This window comes from Streptomyces sp. NPDC053069 (assembly GCF_044546895.1).
In the GTDB taxonomy this organism is placed as follows: domain Bacteria; phylum Actinomycetota; class Actinomycetes; order Streptomycetales; family Streptomycetaceae; genus Streptomyces.
On the sequence record NZ_JBITZN010000012.1, the window covers coordinates 112,609 to 131,932 of the forward strand.

Below are 19,324 nucleotides of genomic sequence, written 5' to 3' on the forward strand. Positions count from 1 at the left end.
TGGCCGGCCCTGGGCCGGTCGCCGCCCGATTCGACGCACGAACCGCACCAGTCCGGCCCTTCACTCACCACCTCACGCATCATCAGGGCGAGCGTCACATGGGCGTCAGAACTGCCTGTCGCGGGCCCTGCGAAGACCGGGAGCACCACGCGCCCGCCTTTCCCGTCACTGATCAAAGCCGCAGGTCAGGGGCGTACGTCCGGCACGCGACCCGGTCCACGTCATGCGCCCGCCAAAACATGTCGACGCGGCCGGCCCGGATCCTGGGAGTCAGGAAATCAGCAGGTCAGAGCCCCTTCGCGGCAGGCTCCAGAATCGCCACGCACTCCACGTGATGCGTCATCGGGAACAGATCGAACGCCCGAAGCGTCCGCACCCGGTAGCCGCCCTCGCGGAAGTACGCCAGGTCGCGGGCCAGCGCAGCGGGATCGCAGGCGACGTAGGCGATGCGGCGGGCGCCCAGGGAGGCGAGGTGGGCGACCGTCGTGCGGCCGGCGCCGGCCCTCGGGGGGTCCAGGACGATCAGGTCGACCTCGGTGATGCCCGTGCGCGGCAGGACCGACTCGACCTTGCCCTGCTCGATGCGGACCCGCGGGAAGTCGGCGAGGTTGTGCCGCGCGTCCTCCACCGCCCGCTTGCCGGACTCGATGCCGAGGACCGCGCCCTTCTCGCCGAGCCGGTCGGCCAACGCCCCCGCGAACAGCCCCACCCCGCAGTAGAGGTCGAGCGCCGTCTCGCCCTTGCGGGGCAGCAGGCCCTGCATCACCGCCGTCACCAGGGTGTCGGCCGCCTTCGGGTGAACCTGCCAGAAGCCGCCGCCCGCGACGCGGTGGGTGCGGCCGTCCGCGCGTTCGCGGACGAAGGGGCGGCCGTGGACGCGGTGGACGCCGCCGGTCTTCTCGTCGACGCGGAGGACGGAGACCGGCTTGTCCAGTTCGACCAGGGGCAGGCGGGCGCCCGGGCGCGGGGTCAGGATCACCTGGCGGTCCTGCGAGCCCGTCGCCGCGATCGCCTCGACCGACTCCATGCCGGTCCAGTCCCGCCGCTCGATGCCCAGCTCGCTGACGCCCTCCGCCGCGATCATGCAGTGGTCGATGCGCTCGATCTCGTGCGAGCGGTGGCGGCGCAGGCCCGCGTGGCCCTCGGCGTCGACGGCGTACTGGACACGCGTGCGCCACTGCGGGACCTGACCCGCGGGCAGCTTGTCGCCCTCGGCCGGCATCACCGTGCCGTCCCAGCCGGCCTCCTCGGGCGTGAGACCGGCGAGCCGCTTGAGCTGTTCGGCGATCACCTCGCCCTTGAGGCGGCGCTGGGCGCCGGGCTTGGCGTGCTGCCAGTCGCAGCCGCCGCAGCGGCCGGGGCCGGCGAACGGGCAGGGGGCCTCGATGCGGTCCTTGGACGCCTCCAGGATCTCCACCGCGTCCGCACGGAGGAACCGGGCTCCCTCCTCGCCCTCGGTCACCCGGGCCACCACCCGCTCGCCCGGCAGCGCGTGCCGGACGAAGAGCACCTGGCCCTCGGCGGTACGGGCGATGCAGTGGCCGCCATGGGCGACGGGGCCGATCTCGACCTCGTACTCCTCCCCGGCCAGCGACTTCTTCGGTTCTGTCTGCATGGCGGGGTGACTCCAGATCGGGAACGGGAAACGGCCGGACAACAGCCCACCAGTTTACGTGGCTGTCGTCCGGCCGTTCACCACGGGCCGAACCCCGGGATCAGTCCTTGGCCGACGACGGCTCCTTGGGCCGCTCCGCCGCCGGACCCCGTCGTACGGCACCCGGTGCGCTCCACTCCTGCCGCTTGCGGGCCCGCATCTTGGCCGCCTCGGAGGACGCCAGCTGATAGGGCACGGAGGTGACCATCACGCCGGGCGTGAAGAGCAGGCGGCCCTTCAGGCGCAGGGCGCTCTGGTTGTGCAGCAGGTGCTCGTACCAGTGGCCGACCACGTACTCGGGGATGATCACGGAGACCGCGTCGCGCGGGGACTCCTTGCGCAGGCTCTTGACGTACTCGATGACCGGCCGGGTGACCTCGCGGTACGGCGAGTCCAGGACCTTCAGCGGTACGTCGATGCCGCGCCGCTCCCACTCCTCGCGCAGCGCCCTGGTCTCGGCCGGGTCGACGTTGACCGTCAGCGCCTCCAGGGTGTCCGAGCGCATCAGCTTGGCGTAGGCCAGGGCGCGCAGGGTGGGGCGGTGGATCTTGGAGATCAGCACGACCGAGTGCACCCGGGACGGGCGGATCAGGTCGTCGTCCGGCTCCTCGGGTGCCGTGAGCTCCTCGGCGACACCGTCGTAGTGCTTACGGATCGCGGTCATCGTCGCGTAGAAGATGCACATGCCCAGGAGCGCCACCCAGGCGCCGTGCGTGAACTTCGTGACCAGGACGACGACCAGCACCAGGCCGGTGAAGAAGGCGCCGAACGCGTTGATCGCGCGGGAGCGCACCATGTGGCGGCGCTTGGCCGGGTCCTTCTCGACCGCCAGGTGGCGGTTCCAGTGCCGGACCATGCCGGTCTGGCTGAGCGTGAAGGACACGAACACGCCGACGATGTACAGCTGGATCAGCCGGGTGGAGTCGGCGCCGTAGATGACGGTCAGCAGGGTCGCGGCACCCGCGAGCAGCACGATGCCGTTGGAGAAGGCGAGGCGGTCGCCACGGGTGTGCAGCTGGCGCGGGAGGTAGCGGTCCTGGGCGAGGATCGAGCCGAGCAGCGGGAAGCCGTTGTAGGCCGTGTTCGCCGCCAGGAACAGCACGAGGGCGGTGGCCGCCGCGAGGACGACGAACAGGAAGCTGCCCTTGCCGAAGACCGCCTCGGCGACCTGGGAGATCACCGGGTTCTGGACGTAGCCGGAGCCGAGCGGGTGGCCGTCCCGGAGCAGGTCGGTGGCCGGGTTCTCGGCCATACGGACCTTGGTCGACATGGCGAGGGCGATGATGCCGCAGAACATGGTGACGGCGAGCCCGCCCATCAGCGCCAGCGTGGTCGCCGCGTTCTTCGACTTGGGCTTGCGGAAGGCCGGGACGCCGTTGGAGATGGCCTCCACGCCGGTGAGCGCGGCACAGCCGGAGGAGAAGGCGCGCAACAGCAGGAAGACCAGCGCGAAGCCCGCGAGGCCCTGGTGTTCGGCCTGGATGTGGAAGTCGGCGGTGGGTGCGCGCATGGTGTCGCCGAGGAGCAGACCGCGGACGGCGCCCCATGCGATCATGATGAAGACGCCGCCGACGAACACATACGTCGGGATCGCGAAGAGCTTGCCGGACTCCTTCACGCCGCGCAGGTTCATCAGCGTCAGCAGGACGATCACGGCGACCGCGCACAGCACCTTGTGCTGGACCACGAAGGGGATCGCGGAGCCGAGGTTCTCGATGCCGGAGGCGATCGAGACGGCGACGGTGAGGACGTAGTCGACGAGCAGGGCGCTGGCCACCGTCAGGCCCGCCTTGGGGCCGAGGTTGGTGGTGGCGACCTCGTAGTCGCCGCCGCCGCTCGGGTAGGCGTGCACGTTCTGGCGGTAGGAGGCGACGACCGTGAACATCAGCACGACGACCGCGACGGCGATCCAGGGGCTGAAGTGGTACGCCGACACGCCCGCGATGGACAGGACCAGCAGGACCTCCCCCGGCGCGTAGGCGACAGAGGACAGCGGGTCGGAGGCGAAGACGGGGAGTGCGATGCGCTTCGGCAGCAGCGTTTCGCCCAGCCGGTCACTGCGCAGTGCGCGCCCGATCAGGATCCGTTTGGGCACGTCGGTCAGTTTGGACACGACAGAGGATCGTACGGCTTCGAACCGGGTGCTTCCACTTGCGGTCGCACATCTGCCTGACGGGTGAAATCGGCGCCGGTCAGGGCTACGGATTCCGCAGCCCCGACGATCTTGTGTCTAGATCTCCCTGTCCATATGACAAATCCCGTCCTTGCCGTCGTACGGAGGTCCCATGCCCGCGCCCGCAGAGCTGATCGGCGCCGCCTGCGCCCTCGTCGGCCTCGGAATCCTCACCCTCTTCAGCGTCCTGAGCATCAGCCGCCGCTGAGCCGGAACGCCCGACGGCGAACCCGCCTCCTCGAACCCGTCGTGTTTCCGCACTGCGGGTTCAGGCACCCTTTTCGATCTTGAACGGTCCGAGCGGCTGGGAAAGGCTGGCGAAAGCCACGCGAACCCGCTGTGAACAACAGCGCACGGAGCGATGACCAGCTCTGCCCCACCCGCGCCCAGAGAGGCTGTACGACCGTGATTCGCCGTCTGCTCATACCTGCGATACCCGCCGTGCTCATCGGCGCCGCCCTCCTCCCCACGGTGCTGGCCACCGACATCGGCTGGGACGTCTCCCGCCCCGCCGCGCCGGCCACCGCCTGAGGAGGAGAACCATGACCAACGTCCCGCCCTACCTGCATGTGCCGGCCGCCGACACGCTGCGGGCGCTGGCCGCACACTCCGACGAGGAGCTGAAGTCCTTCCGGGAGAGCTGGGAGGACCTGCCCGTCGACGCGTACATGAAGGACGGTGCCGACTACCGGCGCCGCCGCTACGGCTCCTTCCGCGGCGTGGACCGCATGGAGCCCGACGCGCACGGCGTCTTCCACCAGTCCGTCGAGGTCAACGCCCTGCACGGCGGCGTCGACCGGCTCTTCCCGCCGCTCGCCGAAGAGGTGAAGGCCTCCAAGGTCCTGCGCACCCTGGTGGCCGCGCTCGCCGACCGGCTGCCCGGTGAGTTCGACCGGAGGCGCGGCGGCGTCGGCGTCCATCAGATACGCATCACCGCCACCCGCGGCACGAACGGCCTGCCCGCCCCCGAGGGCGTCCACGAGGACGGCCACCACTTCGTCGCCCAGGTCTTCATGGGCCGCGTCGGCGTCCAGGGCGGTGCCTCGCAGATCTACGACCGCGAGATGCGGCCGCTGCTGCGCACCACGCTCACCGAACCGTTCGAGACGATCATCATCGACGACCGGCGGGTCTTCCACGGCGTCGACGCCATCGAGCCCGCCGACGGCCACCGCACCGGTGTCCGCGACATGCTGCTCGTCGACTTCTTCCCGCGCGCCGATGGGTGACGGCGCCTCCGCGGTGCCGGGCGGCGTCACCGTCCCGGACGGCTTCCTGCGCGAGCTGTCCGAGCGGCTGCCCACCGCCCGCACCGATGCACTGACCCGGTCCGCCTACACCTCCGACGCATCGATCTACCGTGTCGTACCGCGTGCCGTCGTCGAACCCCGGGACGCCGAGGAGGCCGCCACCGCCGTGGCGGTCGCCGCGGCGCACGGGGTCGGCGTCACCGCTCGCGGCGGCGGCACCTCCATCGCCGGCAACGCCATCGGCGCCGGCCTGGTGCTGGACTTCTCCCGGCACATGAACAAGGTCCTCGCCATCGACCCGGATGCCGGTACGGCCACCGTGCAGCCCGGCGCGGTCCTGGGCACCGTCCGGGCGCGCGCCGCCGAGCACGGGCTGACCGTCGGCCCCGACCCGTCCACCTACTCGCGCTGCACCATCGGCGGCATGATCGGCAACCATGCCTGCGGGCCGCACTCCGTGGCCTGGGGCACCACCGCCGACATCACCGAGCGCATCGAGCTGCTGCGCGCCGACGGACGGCTGCTCAGCGTGGGCCCCGGCACCACCGGCGACCGGGACCTCGACGAACGGCTCCGGGGTCTGCGGGACGCGCACCTGGCCGGCATCCGCACCGAGCTGGGCCGCTTCAGCCGCCAGGTCTCCGGCTACGGACTGGGCCGGCTGCTGCCGGAGCACGGCTTCCACGTGGCGCGCTCGCTGGTGGGCTCCGAAGGCACCTGCGGCCTGGTCCTGGGCGCGACGATCAACCTGGTACCGCTGCCCGCCGCCCGGGTCCTGCTGGTCCTCGGCTTCCCGGACGTCTACGACGCCGCCACCGCGGCCCCCGGCCTGGCGCGGGCCGGCGCCCTCACCGTCGAGGGCATGGACGCCGCCCTGGTGGACGCGCTGCGCGCGCGGCCCGGGCAGGCGGCGGGCGTCGACCTGCTGCCGCCCGGCGGGGCCTGGCTGTACTGCGAGATCGAGGGCACCGACCCGGCGGACGCCGAGGAGCGGGCCCGGCGGATCGGGAAGGAGAGCGGGGCCCGCTGGGAGGTCTTCACGGACGCCGGCCGTACCGACGCCCTGTGGAGCATCCGGCGCAACGGCGCCGGCATCGCCACCCGCATGGCCGACGGCCGGGAGGCCTGGCCGGGCTGGGAGGACTCCGCGGTACCCGCCGAGAACCTCGCCGGTTACCTGAAGGACCTGCACGCCCTGATGGCCGAGCGGCAGCGGCAGGGCACCATCACCGGCCACTTCGGCGAGGGCTGTCTGCACCTGCGCGTCGACTGGGACCTCACCAGCGAGGCGGGCATCGCCGACTACCGCGCCTTCATCGAGACCGCCGCCGACATCGCCGTCTCGCACGGCGGCTGTGCCTCCGGCGAGCACGGCGACGGGCGGGCCCGCTCCGAGCTGCTGACCCGTACCTATTCGCCCGAACTCCTCGGCGCCTTCCGGCAGTTCAAGGAGATCTGGGACCCCGAGGGGCTGCTCAACCCGGGCATCCTGGTCGACCCGGCCCCCCTGGACGCCGATGTGCGGCCCGGCCCCGGGCACGACCGGCACGCGCTGCCGCTGCTCACCCTGTCCGCCGACAAGGGCTCGATGGCGGGTGCGGTACGCCGCTGCATCGGCGTCGGCAGCTGCCGCAACGCCACCGGTGCCATGTGCCCGTCGTTCCAGGCCACCGGGGACGAGGTGCACTCCACGCGCGGCCGGACCCGGGTGCTCGGCGAGATGCTGCGCGGCGAGACGCTGCCGGACGCCTGGCGGTCCGAGGAGGTCCGCGAGGCGCTCGACCTGTGCCTGTCCTGCAAGGCGTGCAAGAGCGAGTGCCCGGTCAACGTCGACATGGCCGCGTACAAGGCGGAGTTCCTGCACCAGCACTACAAGGGGCGGTTGCGTCCCCGGGCGCACTACGTGCTCGGCTGGCTGCCCCTCCTCGGCCGGCTCGGCTCCCTGGCGCCGGGCGCGGTCAACGCGCTGGCCCGACGGCCGGGGATCGCCCGGAGGCTGTCGCGGCTGGCCGGTCTGGAGACCCGGCGAGGCCTGCTGGGGGTCGCTCCGCGCACCTTCCGGCAGTGGTTCGCGGCCCGGCGGGCGGCGCCCGCAGCGGGACGGCGGACCGTCGTGCTGTGGCCGGACACCTTCTCCAACTTCCTCGACCCGTCCGGCGCACAGGACACCGTCGAGGTGCTGGAGGCGCTCGGGTACCGCGTCGTCCTGCCGGACGGCCCGGTCTGCTGCGGCCTGACCTGGTACTCCACGGGGCAGCTGGGAGTGGCCCGCACGGTCCTCGCGCGTTCCCTGAAGTCCCTGGAGAAGCACCTCGCGGCCGGGCACACGGTCGTCGGCGTGGAACCGTCCTGCACGCAGGCTCTGCGTGAGGAGTCCGTCGAGCTGCTCCCCGAATCGCCGGCCGCGCGCCTGCTCGCGGCGCAGACGACCACGCTGGCCGAACTCGTCGCCGGGCACGAGGGCCCCTGGCCCTTCGGCCCCCTCGACACCGACGCCGTACTCCAGCCGCACTGCCACCAGGAGGCGGGTCCCGGCCACCGGGCCGAGCTGGAGGTCCTGAAGCGGCTCGGCGTGGACACCGACGTGGTCACCGCGGGGTGCTGCGGGCTCGCCGGCAACTTCGGCTACGAGCCCGGGCACTGGGAGGTCTCCCAGTCCTCGGCGGAGCGTGAGCTGTACCCGAAGGTGCGCGCGGCGGGCGAGAGCACGGCGATCGTCGCCGACGGCTTCTCCTGCCGTACGCAGATCTCCCAGGGCACCGAGCGCACGGCCACCCACCTCGCGGCACTGCTGCGCAGGGCGCTGGGCAGCGGCGGCGGTTCGGGTGATGTACCAGCACAGCGAAAGAACGGATGACGTATGCGCATCGTGAGGTACCGGGAAGCGGCGGGAACCGAGGGGGTGTACGGCCTCCTCGGCGCCGACGGGCTGATCACGCCGTTGGCCGGGGACCCGTACGGCACCCGCGCTCCGGCCGGGGACCGCCCGCCCCGCCCCTTGGACGAGGTGACGCTGCTCGCCCCGGTGGAGCCCTCGAAGGTGATCGCGGTCGGCCGCAACTTCGCCGCCCACGCCGCGGAGCTGGGCAACCAGGTGCCGGAGCGGCCGCTGATCTTCCTCAAGCCGTCCACCAGCGTGGTCGGTCCCGGAGCGGACATCGTCTTTCCGGAGTACACCGACGAGCTCCACCACGAGGCGGAGCTGGCGGCGGTCGTCGGCGTCCAGTGCCGCGACCTGGCACCCGAGGACGTACCGGGCGTACTGCTCGGCTACACCTGCGCCAACGACGTCACCGCTCGCGACCTGCAAAAACCCGACGGCCAGTGGTGGCGGGCCAAGGGTTCGGACACCTTCTGCCCGCTCGGCCCCTGGGTGGAGACCGACCTGGACCCGGCCGCGCTGCGGGTCACCGCCACCGTCAACGGCGAGCTGCGGCAGGAGGGCGGCACCCAGCAGATGGTCCGCCCCGTCGACGAGCTGATCGCGCACATCAGTTCGGCGATGACGCTGCTGCCCGGCGACGTGATCCTCACCGGCACTCCGGCGGGCGTCTCGCGGATGTTCCCCGGTGACACGGTCACCGTCGCCGTCGAGGGCCTGGGCGAGCTGACCAACACGGTGGTGCGGGCCTCATGACCGCAGCCGTCGTCGCCGGGGTCTTCCTCGTCCTCACCCTGGCCTCCGTAATCCGCACCACCGCGGGGTTCGGCTTCTCGCTGGTCGCCGTACCCCCGCTGACGCTGCTGCTCGACCCGGTGACGGCCGTCGTCGTCGCCGCGATCATGGCGGCGCCGCTCAGCCTGTGGATCGCCGTGAAGGACTGGCGGCACGTGGACCGGCGGATCACCGCCGTGGCGCTGGGCGCGGGCCTGCTGGGCGTGCCGTTCGGGGTGTGGCTGCTGCACGTGCTGCCCGGACGGGCACTGTCGCTGGTCATCGCGGTCGTGGTGCTGCTGTGCACGCTGATGGTGTGGCGCCGGGTCACCGTGCGCGGCGGGCTGGCCGCGGTCGCCTGGATCAGCGCGTTCTCCGGCGCCTCCTTCGCCTCCACCGGCATCGACGGCCCGCCGATGGTGGCCGCCATGCAGAGCCTGCGGCTGCCACCGCGGGTGCAGCGCGCCACGCTGGGCGTGGTGTTCTCCGGTACGAGCCTGGCGTCGCTGAGCGGTTACGCGCTCAGCGGGCGTCTCACCGCTCAGGTCGGGTGGGCGCTGCTCGCCGGGGTGCCGGCGCTGCTCATCGGCATCGTCGTCGGCGAGCGCATCTTCGCCCGCTTCGACTCCGAACGCTTCCGGCAGGCCGTCCTGGGGCTGCTCGTCGTCAGTTCGGTGTCGGTGATCGCCGGCGTGCTCTCGGGCTGACCACCCTGCCACCCCTTCCCCCCGTCTCTTCCAGAACGACAGATGGGAGCCCTCGCATGCGCCTCGCCGCACGCGCGCACTCCGTATCCGGATCCAAGACCTCCGGCACCCGCAACAAGGCCGAAGCCCTCCGGGCCCAGGGCGTCGACATCGTCAACTTCGCCGCGGGAGAGCTGGACTTCGCCCCGCCCGCCGACGTCCTGCGCGCCCTGCACGCGGCCACGGACGCGGACACCCACCGCTACACCGACACCGCGGGGCTGCCCGCCCTGCGCACGGCCCTGGCCGAGCGGATCACCCGGCTGTCCGGGGTGCCGTACGCGGCGCAGGAGGTGATCGTGACCACCGGGGCCAAGCACGGTCTGCACCTCGCCGCGCTGGCCCTGCTCGACCCGGGCGACCAGGCGCTGGTCCCCAACCCGGGCTGGGGCACCTTCGCCGCGCAGATCCGCATCGCGGGCGGTGAACCCGTGCCGGTGGAGACGTCCGACACCGGCTTCGTGCCGGACGTGGACCGGCTGGAGGCCCTGCGGACGCCGCGCACCCGCCTGCTGGTCCTCAACACCCCGAACAATCCGACCGGCGCGGTCTGCCCGCCCGAGCAGCTGGCCCGCATCGCCGCCTGGGCGGTCGCCCACCGCGTGTGGATCGTCTTCGACGAGTGCTACGGCGAACTCGTCCTGCCCGGTGCGGCCCACGCCCACCCCGCGGCGCTGGTGCCTCAGGCCCGCGACCTCACCGTCGGCATCGGCTCGTTCTCCAAGAGCTTCGCCGTCACCGGCTGGCGCGCGGGCCATGTGCACGGCCCGCGTCCGCTGATCGACACGCTGAAGAACCTGCAGAGCCACACCGCGTCGAACGTCACCAGTGTCGTCCAGCACGCGCTGCTGCCGGCGGCCCGGGGCGAACTGGACGGTTTCACGGAGCACGTCCGCGAGGTGCTGGCCCGGCGGCACGCACTGGTCGGCGAAGCCCTCACCACCATCGACCACATCCGGCCCGCCACCACTCCCCAGGGTGCCTTCTACTACTTCCTGGACGTCCGTGACGTGATCGGCCGCAAGCTCGGCGGCGTCCCCGTCCCGGACACCGACACCCTCACCGGTGTCCTCATGGAGCAGGCGCACATCGCGCTGACCCCGGGCACGGCCTTCGGCACCGAGGGCTTCGTGCGGTTGTCGTACGCGATCGCCGAGGACCGCATCGACGCGGGCCTCGCCTCGCTGCGGGAGGTGATGACCGGTGTCGAGTGAGCCCGCCGCGGCCGGCCGCCGTCCGCTGGTCCTGTACTTCGGCGCCGTGCAGCGCCCCGAGTTCTACGCCGGCCTGCTGGAGGCAGGGGTGGCACTGGGTGTGCTGCGGGACACCGACAGCGTGCACACGCTGGAGCCCGAGGAGTTCGAGGTCGTCGAGCACCTGCGGTTCGCCGACGGCGCGGACGCGGTCGTACGCCGGATCGAGGAGATCGGCCGGACCTGGCGGATCGACTCGGTGCTGAACGTCGACGAGACCCTGGTGCCGCTGTGGGCGGAGGTGTGCGCGCGGCTCGGGCTGGCCGCGATGAGCCGCGAGGCGGCGGCCGCGGTGCGCAGCAAGAGTGTGATGCGGCGCAGGTTCGCCGAGCACATCGGGGAGCACGCCTCCGCCCGCTCGGCCGTGGTGACGAGCGAGGAGCAGGCGCTGGCCTTCGCTGCCGGCACCGGCTATCCGGTGGTGCTCAAGCCCGGCAACCTGTGGGGCAGTTATTTCGTCTCGCGGTGCGAGAACGCCGCCGAGCTGGCCACCGCCCACCGCGAACTGGCCGCCACGCTCCCGGAGTTCAGTGCGGGACAGCGCATCGGCGACACACCGGTGGAGATCCTGGTCGAGGAGTTCCTGACCGGCACCAACCACTCCGTGGAGTGCCTGGTGCTCGGCGAACAGGTGTGGACGACACCGGTCGTGGACGTCGTCACCGGTACCGACCTGGGCGGCACCGACTTCCACCACTTCGCCCGTGTCACCGCCACCCGCCTCACGCCCGGCGAACGCGAGCGGATGCGCGCCCTGGCCGCGGACGCGGTCCGTGCCCTCGGCATCCGGCGCGGTCTCGCCCATGTCGAGTTCGTGCACGGCCCCGACGGTCCCCGGCTGATCGAGGCGGCCGGCCGCCCCGGTGCCAACCGTGCCCCGCTGCTGCGCGAGGCGTACGGCATCAATCTGATTGCCGGCTACCGGGACGTGCTGCGCGGCGTGGAACCGGACGTGGAGCCGGTGCGCGACGGGGCCGCCGCGGTCGTCACACCGTATCCGGAGCGAGCCGGGACGCTGGTCGCCTATCACGGCCTGGACCGGATCCGCGCCCTGCCCGCCACCGCCCAGGTCGATGTGTACAAACACCCCGGCGACCTGGTCCAGCCCCGCCACGAGGGTGCCGCCTCCCCGCTGCGGATCGAGCTGCGCGCCGACTCGCCCGAGCTGCTGCTGGCGGACCTGGACCGGCTGACGGCCCTGAGCGAGGACCTTTTCGTGCTGGAACCGGCGGCGGCTCCAGAGGCGGCGCTGTGAGCGGCCGGCACGTCGTCTTCCTGGAGAGCAACCTCACCGGCAGCGGGTACGAGGCCATCGCCGCCGCGCGCCGCGCCGGCCACCGGGTCACCTTCCTCACCCGGGATCTGTCGCTGTACCTGGCTCCGGGCCATGAACGCCTGGACCTCGGTCTGGTCGACGAGGTCGTCACCTGCGAGACCAACGATCCGGCCGCCGTCGTGGCCGCCGTACGGGGCCTGGCGCACCCGGCGGACGCGATCGTGGCCGTCGGCGAGTGGCACATGATCAGCGGCGCCGAGGCCTCGCGCGCGCTCGGGCTGCCCGGTCCCGACCCCGCGGGGGTCCGCGCGGCCCGCGACAAGTCACGGACCCGCCGGCTGTGCGCGGACGCGGGCGTGCCGGTGCCGGGGTTCGCCCGTGTCGGGACGCCGGAGGAGGTGCACGGCGCGGACCTCGCGTACCCCTGCGTGGTCAAGCCGCTCGACGACGGCGGCAGCAACGGCGTACGCCTGTGCCGCGACGCGGACGAGGCTGCCGACCATGTGCGGCTGCTGCTGAAGGAGACCCACAACGAGCGCGGCCAGCGCAAGATCCCGGCGGCGCTCGTCGAGGAGTACGTCGACGGACCCGAGGTCAGCGTCGAGGCGCTGGTGCGCGGCGGCGAGGTGTCCGTCCTCGCCGTCACCCGCAAGGAGCTGGGCGAGTTGCCGTACTTCTGCGAGACCGGCCACCACGTGCCGGCCGCGCTCGGCTCCGGCCTCGACGAGGCATGCGCGGACGTGGCCACCGCCGCGCTGCGGGCCGTCGGTTTCGACTTCGGCGCCGCCCACGTCGAACTGCGGCTGGCCGCCGACGGCCCGCGCCTCATCGAGATCAACTGCCGTCCCGCGGGCGACCGGATCACCCAACTCGTGGCGCTCGGCACGGGCGTGGACATCCCCGCCGAGCTGGTCACGATGTACCTGGCTCCCGGGGACGCGCACCCACTGCCCGCGCCCGGGCACCACCGGGCCGCCGCCATCGCCTTCCTCCCCGCGGTCGAGGGCGTGGTCACGGCGGTCACGGGCGCCGACGAGGCGGCCCGGCTGCCCGGGGTCCTCGACGTCGGTGTCTACGTCGGGCCCGGCGCCCGGGTGCGGCCCCTGCCCAACAACACCGCCCGCTACGGGCACGTGGTCGCCGTCGCCCCGACCGGTCCGGAGGCGCTGCGGCGGGCGCGGGCGGCGGCGGACGCCGTGACGGTGACCACCGCGCGGGCCTGAAGTCCTGTTCACCCCCACCACTCGCACACCAAGGAGCACCGCCATGCTCGGATCCACCCGTCATCCCTCCTTCCGCTCGGTCCTCGCCGCACGCCGTGCCGCCGGGGGCGCGGTGCGGGTCGCCGGCGCGCATGACGCGCTGGGCGGCCGGCTCGCCGAGTCCGCCGGCTTCGACGCCGTCTGGGCGTCCAGCCTGGAGGTGTCCGCGGCACGCTGCCTGCCGGACGCCAGCGTGCTGACGATGACCGAGTACCTCCAGGCCGCGGCGAACACCCAGAAGGCCATCGGCATCCCCGTCGTCGCCGACGTGGACACCGGCTACGGCAACAACCTGAACGTGGCGCACATGGTCCGCGAGTACGAGGCGGCCGGGATCACCGCGGTCGCCATCGAGGACAAGCAGTTCCCGAAGATGAACAGCTTCGTCGCCACCTCCCACACCCTCCTCGACACCGAGACGTTCTGCTCCAAGCTGCGCGTCGCCAAGCAGGCCCAGCGCACCGAGGACTTCTTCGTCATCGCCCGTACCGAGGCGCTGATCGACGGCCTCGGCGTCGAGGTCGCCCTGGAGCGCTGCCACGCCTATGTGGACGCGGGCGCCGACGCCGTGCTGGTCCACTCGAAGATGCCGACCAACGAGCAGGTGCTCGCCTTCCTCGCCGAGTGGCGGGACCGCGCGCCGGTGGTGGTCGTCCCGACCACCTACCCCGACTGGCACATCGACGACGCCGTCAAGGCCGGCGTGTCCACGGTGATCTACGCGAACCAGGGCCTGCGCGCCACCATCCGGGCGCTGCGCGAGACCTACGGCACGATCCTCGACCGGGGCGCGACCACCGAACTGGAGGGCCGCATCGCCTCCGTGAAGGACATCTTCTCGCTGCAGCGGCTGGCCGACTGGCAGGAGCTGGAGTCGGCGTGAGAGCACCGCACCCGGGAGCGGCCGTCGTACGGCAGCCGCTCCCGCCCGTGTTCTGGCTGCTGTTCGCCGGGACGCTCCTGAACCGGCTGGGCATCCTCGTCCCGGCGTTCCTCTCCCTGTACCTGGCCGCCGGGGCGGGGCTGTCCGCCGGCACCATCGGGGTGCTGGTCGGCCTGTGGGGTGCGGGGTCCGTGGCGGGGTCCCTCGCGGGCGGTGCGCTGGCCGACCGGATCGGGCCCCGGGCGGCGGTGCTGTGCTCGCAGGCGGTCTCGCTGGCCGCCTCCCTCGCCCTGGCCGGCACCCGTCGCACCGGCCTCCTGGCCGCGGTCGTGCTGCTGTCCGGCTGCGCGTCCACGCTGCACAAGCCGGCCGGTGCGGTCGTGGTCGCCCGGGCCCTGCCCGAGTCAGGCCACGTGCGCGCCTTCGGACTGCTCTACTGGGCCTCCAACATCGGCGCCGCGATCTCGCCCGCGGTCTCCGGCGTCCTGCTCGAACGCGGTGCCGGCTGGCTGATCGTGCTCAACATCACGACCGCCCTGTGCTACAGCGCGGTGGCGCTGCGCCTGCCCGGGCGGGGGCCGGGCGCCCCGGGCGGCAGCGGTGCCGTACACGGCCTGCTGTCCCCCTTCCGCTCCGGACCGGTCGCGCGCTTCCTGTGCCTGTCCTTCTGCCTGGCCCTGATCTACCTGCAGAAGCAGTCGACACTGCCGCTGGAGATGGCGGCGCACGGGCTGAGCCCGCACGCCTACGGCCTGGTCGTCTCCCTCAACGGACTGCTGATCATCGTCCTGCAGCCCGTCGTGTCCCGGCTGGCCGGACGGATCGGCATGGACGCCCAGTTCGTCCTCGCCGGACTGCTGGTGGCGCTCGGGTTCGGCGCCAACGCCGTGGCCGGGGCCGCATGGTCGTACGCCGCCGCACTCACCGTGTGGACGCTGGGCGAGATCCTGCTGGTGCCGCAGGCGTCGGCGTTCCTGGTCCGGCACGCGCCCGAGGGCCGGGCGGGCGCCTACCAGGGCGCGTACCAGTTCGTGTGGAACCTCGGCCTGGTGCTCGGCGCGCCGCTGGGCATGACGGTGCGTCAGGCCTACGGCGGGGACACATTGTGGACGGCGTGCCTGGTGCTCGGGACCGGGGTGGTGGTGCTCTACGCGGTGTACGCGGCCCGGGCGCGGGCGGATCAGCCGACGGTGGACAGCGAGGCGGCGTGAACCGAGGTGTGCTCCGGGTCCTCCGGGGGCTCGTCCGGCACATGCGCTTCCAGCAGGCCGGACTTGGCGATCAGGTAGCCGAGCTGTGCCCGGCTGCGGCTGCCGAGCCGGTCCGAGAGCCGGGCGATGTAGGCCTGGCAGCGCCGGATGCTGATGCCGAGCTGCTGGGCGGTCACGGCGTCCTTGTCGCCGGCGACCACGTGCCGCAGGATCGCCAGCTCCATCTCGTCGGTGATCCGCGCCGTCGCCCGGTCCCGGCCCGGCGGGGTGAAGGGGACGGCACGGAGCCAGGACCGTTCGAAGACCACCGCGAGGAAGGAGACGACCGCCGGGATGCGCACCTCGACGGCCACCGAGCGGTCTTCGGTGCCCGGAATGAAGGCCACCTTGCGGTCGAAGATGATCAGCCGGTCGAAGTTCTCGTCCAGGGTGCGCACTTCCGCGCCGTGCTCCTCGATGGCCCGTACGTACGCCTGGGTGGCGGGGCCGGAGCGCGCGTTGTGCTGGTAGATCGTCTTCATCCGGGCGCCGCGCCTGAGCATGTCGAGCGTCGGGGGAAGTGCGGTGGCGAGTACCTCGGCGGAGCGCGGTCCACCCGGTTGCGAGGTGAGGATCTCCTCGTGGCACTCGCGGGTGGCGATCTCGATGGCGGCGTTGATGTGGGGCAGCCCCGAGTGCACCTTGTACCCGCCCGAGTCCCGCTGGCGCAGGTAGGCGTCCACCGCCGGGGCCAGTGTCTCCTGGTCGCGCAGCAGGCGCCCGATCATCTCCTGCGCCTCGTCGAGGACGCCCTTCGCCCGCAGGCCGCCGACGCGGGCGGGGTTCACGGCGGCGTAGGTGACGGGGTGGCGGCCCTCACCGGCCTCGCCGCTCTCGTGCAGCAGCCCGATCGCGACCAGCCTGCGCACCGCTTCCGGCGGCGCTCCGTCGGCCGGCCCGGGCAGTCGGGGCAGCAGGGAGACGTAGACCTCGACGTCCTCCGGCTCCAGTAAGCCCCCGCCCCGCGCGACCCTCAACTCGCCCCGTTCCGTCACGATTCCCCCGAGCTGCGGCAACGTTGTCCACGATCTTCGCTGTCTTCAAATGTAACCACCGCAACCACTGTTCACACCTCACAGGCCTGTGACGGGCGTCTCCTGCCGGTACGGTGGCCGCAGCGCGGACGGCGGCAGCAAACCGCGACCCACGAGCGGATGACGGCGGCATTCCCCGGCATGATGTTGCCTTGCGGGCCGCGAACGGCCCGCAAGGTAGCGCGTGGCGAGCCGAGAGAGGAACATGAAAACGACGTTGGGACAGGTCGGACGGCCTGCCGAAAGTGCGGTGTGAGGCGATGCACATTGTCATCATGGGCTGCGGACGAGTGGGCTCCGCTCTGGCCCAGACCCTGGAGCAACAGGGCCACACGGTCGCCGTGATCGACCAGGACCCCACCGCCTTCCGCCGGCTGGGCCCGGGCTTCGGGGGCCGCCGGGTCACCGGGGTCGGCTTCGACCAGGACACGCTGCGCGAGGCGGGCATCGAGGAGGCCGGGGCCTTCGCCGCCGTCTCCAGCGGTGACAACTCCAACATCATCTCCGCGCGCGTGGCCCGCGAGATGTTCGGCGTGGAGAACGTGGCCGCGCGCATCTACGACCCGCGCCGTGCCGAGGTCTACCAGCGTCTGGGCATCCCCACCGTGGCCACGGTGCGCTGGACCGCCGACCAGATGCTGCGCCGCCTGCTGCCCTCGGGCGCCGAGCCGCTGTGGCGCGACCCCACCGGGGGCGTCCAGCTCGCCGAGGTGCACGCCTCCGCGAAGTGGGTCGGTCACAAGATCAGCAAGCTGCAGGAGGAGACGGGCGTCCGCGTGGCGTTCCTGACCCGTCTGGGGGAGGCGATCCTGCCGACCTCGCAGACGGTGCTGCAGGAGGGCGACCTCGTGCACGTGATGATGCGGACGGACGAGGTCGAGAAGATCGAGGCGGCGTTCGCCCAGGGACCGGAAGAGGAGGGCGGTCACTGATGAGGGTCGCCATTGCCGGAGCCGGCGCCGTCGGCCGCTCGATCGCGGGCGAGCTGCTGGAGAACGGCCACGAGGTCCTGCTCGTCGACAAGGCCCCGACCGCCATCTCGGTGGAGCGGGTGCCCCAGGCGGAGTGGCTGCTGGCCGACGCCTGCGAGATCACGTCCCTGGACGAGGCGGCGCTGCAGCGCTGCAACGTCGTCATCGCCGCGACCGGCGACGACAAGGTCAACCTGGTCGTCTCGCTGCTCGCCAAGACGGAGTACGGCGTCCCGCGGGTCGTCGCCCGCGTCAACAATCCGAAGAACGAGTGGCTGTTCAACGAGGCCTGGGGCGTGGACGTGGCCGTCTCCACCCCGCGCCTGATGTCCGCCCTGGTCGAGGAGGCGGTCTCGGTCGGCGACCTGGTCCGCCTGCTCCGCTTCAGCCACGGCGACGCCAACCTCGTCGAGCTGACATTGCCCGAGGAGTCGGCCCTGGCCGGCACCCAGGTCGGTGACGTCGAGTGGCCCGAGGACACCTCGCTGGTCACGATCATCCGCGGCACCCGCGTGCTGACCCCGTCCAAGGAGGACTCCCTGGAGGCGGGCGACGAGCTGCTGTTCGTGGCCGCCCAGGCCCGGGAGGAGCAGCTGGAGGAGCTGTTGTCGGTGCGGCGGGAAGAGGCCTGACCGCCACATCGAGAAGGGCGCCCTCTCCCCGAGGGCGCCCTTCTTCGTCGTACGACGGCCGACCAGCCGCCGGACACCCCCTAGCCCTCCCGGCGGTGCCTGCCGCCGGCGGCCTCGGCAGCGGCCTTCCTCTCCTCGGCCGCCTTCTCCTCCGCCTCCATCTCCGCGAACACGTCGATCGGCGCGGGCGCCTTCGCCAGGAAGACCCAGGTGAGCCACACCGCCAGCAGGAACGGCGGGATCTTCAGGGCGACCAGGACCCAGCCGAGCCTGGTGGTGTCGGACCACCAGTAGAGCGGGAAGAGGATCGCGCACTTGGCGAGCAGGATCAGGCCCCAGGCCCAGCTGGCCTTCGCGTAGGCCTTCTTGCGGCCGGGGTTGCGGGTGCGCCAGGAGAGGTTCTCCTTGAAGACCGGGCCGAGGATGAGGCCGATCAGGGGCACCCCGGCGAGGGTCGTGACGATGTACGCCAGCGCCAGGCCCAGCGTGTAGAGCATGCCGGGCAGGTAGAAGTCCTTGGCGTTGCCGGTGAACATCGCGAAGACCACGCCGAAGGCCACGCCGAACACGCCGCTGAAGGCGTGCTTGACGGTGTCCTTCATCGCGAGCCGGACCACGACCAGGACCAGGGAGACGATCAGCGCCGCGATCGCCGACACATGCAGGTCCTTGCTGACCGTGAAGATCGCGACGAAGAGCAGGCCCGGCACGACCGTCTCGACCATGCCGCGGACACCGCCGAACGCCTCGAACAACGCGGCCTCGGTCACCGCGCGGGCGTCGCCGGTCTCGTCGGGGGGATTGTGGTCGGTGCTTTCGGTCGGCTTGTCGAGGGACGTCACCGGCTACTCCCGTCCGAGGGGTCGCAGTTCGTACTTCGGGTTGAAAAGCACCCGGCGGCCCCGGCTCATCGAGATCCGGCCCGATGCGATCAGCTTGCGCCCCGGTTCTATGCCCACGATGGAACGCCTGCCGAGCCACACCACGTCCAGCGCGGCGGAGCCGTCGAACAGCTCGGCCTCCAGGGCCGGGACCCCGGCGCGTGGTCGCAAGGTGACCGTGCGCAAGGTACCAGTTACGGTGACGATCTGCCGGTCGTGGCAGTCACCGATCTTCGTGCAGCCCGCCGTCTCGGCGTCTTCGCGCAGCTCCTCGGACTCCAGGTCCTCCTGTGAGGAGGAGAGCCGGTCGAGCATGCGCCGGAACCGGCCGGCCGGCTTTTCGGAACGAGGAACAGCACTCATACCTGAAGCGTACCGGGGCCCACCGACGGCACCGTAGCGCA

17 protein-coding genes are annotated in these 19,324 nt (G+C 72.1%); 12 read left to right on the forward strand and 5 right to left on the reverse strand.

The window, feature by feature from the left end; genetic code table 11:
- Positions 1–286 precede the first annotated feature (286 nt).
- Both ACIGXP_RS26585 and ACIGXP_RS26590 read right to left on the reverse strand, forming a co-directional pair.
- Entirely contained in the window at positions 287–1,615 is a 1,329-nt protein-coding gene (locus tag ACIGXP_RS26585) for a class I SAM-dependent RNA methyltransferase (RefSeq protein ID WP_399772305.1), read from the reverse strand.
- 100 nt (positions 1,616–1,715) lie between these two features.
- Positions 1,716–3,767, reverse strand: a complete 2,052-nt coding sequence (locus ACIGXP_RS26590; RefSeq protein WP_363215098.1) for an APC family permease — start codon at positions 3,765–3,767, stop codon at positions 1,716–1,718.
- Positions 3,768–4,232: 465 nt separating this feature from the next.
- Here ACIGXP_RS26590 and ACIGXP_RS26595 point away from each other — a divergent pair, with 465 nt between their 5' ends.
- Genes ACIGXP_RS26595 through ACIGXP_RS26640 form a run of 10 tightly spaced genes read left to right on the forward strand, consistent with a single transcriptional unit; the run spans position 4,233 to position 15,363 of the window.
- Positions 4,233–4,358: a hypothetical protein gene (locus ACIGXP_RS26595; protein WP_363215097.1), complete on the forward strand. Its 126-nt coding sequence runs from the start codon at positions 4,233–4,235 to the stop codon at positions 4,356–4,358.
- 11 nt (positions 4,359–4,369) lie between these two features.
- Positions 4,370–5,056 (forward strand): 2OG-Fe dioxygenase family protein, encoded by a 687-nt coding sequence (locus ACIGXP_RS26600; protein WP_363215096.1) that lies wholly within the window; start codon positions 4,370–4,372, stop codon positions 5,054–5,056.
- Positions 5,049–7,934: an FAD-binding and (Fe-S)-binding domain-containing protein gene (locus ACIGXP_RS26605; RefSeq protein ID WP_399772309.1), complete on the forward strand. Its 2,886-nt coding sequence runs from the start codon at positions 5,049–5,051 to the stop codon at positions 7,932–7,934. The genes ACIGXP_RS26600 and ACIGXP_RS26605 overlap by 8 nt, the downstream gene beginning before the upstream one ends.
- Before the next feature lie 3 nt (positions 7,935–7,937).
- Entirely contained in the window at positions 7,938–8,714 is a 777-nt protein-coding gene (locus tag ACIGXP_RS26610) for a fumarylacetoacetate hydrolase family protein (protein WP_363215094.1), read from the forward strand.
- The gene (locus ACIGXP_RS26615) at positions 8,711–9,439 is read left to right on the forward strand and encodes a sulfite exporter TauE/SafE family protein (protein WP_363215093.1); all 729 of its coding nucleotides are present in this window, start codon (positions 8,711–8,713) and stop codon (positions 9,437–9,439) included. The genes ACIGXP_RS26610 and ACIGXP_RS26615 overlap by 4 nt, the downstream gene beginning before the upstream one ends.
- 56 nt (positions 9,440–9,495) lie before the next feature.
- Entirely contained in the window at positions 9,496–10,692 is a 1,197-nt protein-coding gene (locus tag ACIGXP_RS26620) for an aminotransferase class I/II-fold pyridoxal phosphate-dependent enzyme (protein ID WP_363215092.1), read from the forward strand.
- On the forward strand, positions 10,682–11,986 hold the full coding sequence (locus ACIGXP_RS26625) for an ATP-grasp domain-containing protein (RefSeq protein WP_363215091.1): 1,305 nt from the start codon (positions 10,682–10,684) through the stop codon (positions 11,984–11,986). The genes ACIGXP_RS26620 and ACIGXP_RS26625 overlap by 11 nt, the downstream gene beginning before the upstream one ends.
- Positions 11,983–13,230: an ATP-grasp domain-containing protein gene (locus tag ACIGXP_RS26630; protein ID WP_399772313.1), complete on the forward strand. Its 1,248-nt coding sequence runs from the start codon at positions 11,983–11,985 to the stop codon at positions 13,228–13,230. Before ACIGXP_RS26625 ends, ACIGXP_RS26630 begins: the two co-directional genes overlap by 4 nt.
- Positions 13,231–13,273: 43 nt before the next feature.
- Positions 13,274–14,152: an isocitrate lyase/phosphoenolpyruvate mutase family protein gene (locus ACIGXP_RS26635; RefSeq protein ID WP_363215089.1), complete on the forward strand. Its 879-nt coding sequence runs from the start codon at positions 13,274–13,276 to the stop codon at positions 14,150–14,152.
- Positions 14,149–15,363: an MFS transporter gene (locus tag ACIGXP_RS26640; protein WP_363215088.1), complete on the forward strand. Its 1,215-nt coding sequence runs from the start codon at positions 14,149–14,151 to the stop codon at positions 15,361–15,363. Before ACIGXP_RS26635 ends, ACIGXP_RS26640 begins: the two co-directional genes overlap by 4 nt.
- Here ACIGXP_RS26640 and ACIGXP_RS26645 read toward each other — a convergent pair.
- Positions 15,333–16,397, reverse strand: coding sequence for a LuxR family transcriptional regulator (locus ACIGXP_RS26645; RefSeq protein ID WP_399772317.1), 1,065 nt, complete (start codon positions 16,395–16,397; stop codon positions 15,333–15,335). The two genes, ACIGXP_RS26640 and ACIGXP_RS26645, sit on opposite strands and share 31 nt — an antisense overlap.
- 299 nt (positions 16,398–16,696) lie before the next feature.
- On the opposite strand from ACIGXP_RS26645, the gene ACIGXP_RS26650 reads away from it, so the two are divergent.
- The gene (locus tag ACIGXP_RS26650; RefSeq protein ID WP_363215086.1) at positions 16,697–17,368 is read left to right on the forward strand and encodes a TrkA family potassium uptake protein; all 672 of its coding nucleotides are present in this window, start codon (positions 16,697–16,699) and stop codon (positions 17,366–17,368) included.
- The gene (locus ACIGXP_RS26655) at positions 17,368–18,039 is read left to right on the forward strand and encodes a TrkA family potassium uptake protein (protein ID WP_363215085.1); all 672 of its coding nucleotides are present in this window, start codon (positions 17,368–17,370) and stop codon (positions 18,037–18,039) included. Before ACIGXP_RS26650 ends, ACIGXP_RS26655 begins: the two co-directional genes overlap by 1 nt.
- 80 nt (positions 18,040–18,119) lie before the next feature.
- Here the strand turns inward: ACIGXP_RS26655 and ACIGXP_RS26660 are convergent, their stop codons facing one another.
- Together ACIGXP_RS26660 and ACIGXP_RS26665 are read right to left on the reverse strand one after the other, a co-directional pair.
- On the reverse strand, positions 18,120–18,881 hold the full coding sequence (locus ACIGXP_RS26660) for a DUF3159 domain-containing protein (RefSeq protein ID WP_399772320.1): 762 nt from the start codon (positions 18,879–18,881) through the stop codon (positions 18,120–18,122).
- Between the two features lie 3 nt (positions 18,882–18,884).
- The gene (locus tag ACIGXP_RS26665) at positions 18,885–19,283 is read right to left on the reverse strand and encodes an OB-fold nucleic acid binding domain-containing protein (RefSeq protein WP_076095565.1); all 399 of its coding nucleotides are present in this window, start codon (positions 19,281–19,283) and stop codon (positions 18,885–18,887) included.
- Positions 19,284–19,324 lie beyond the last annotated feature (41 nt).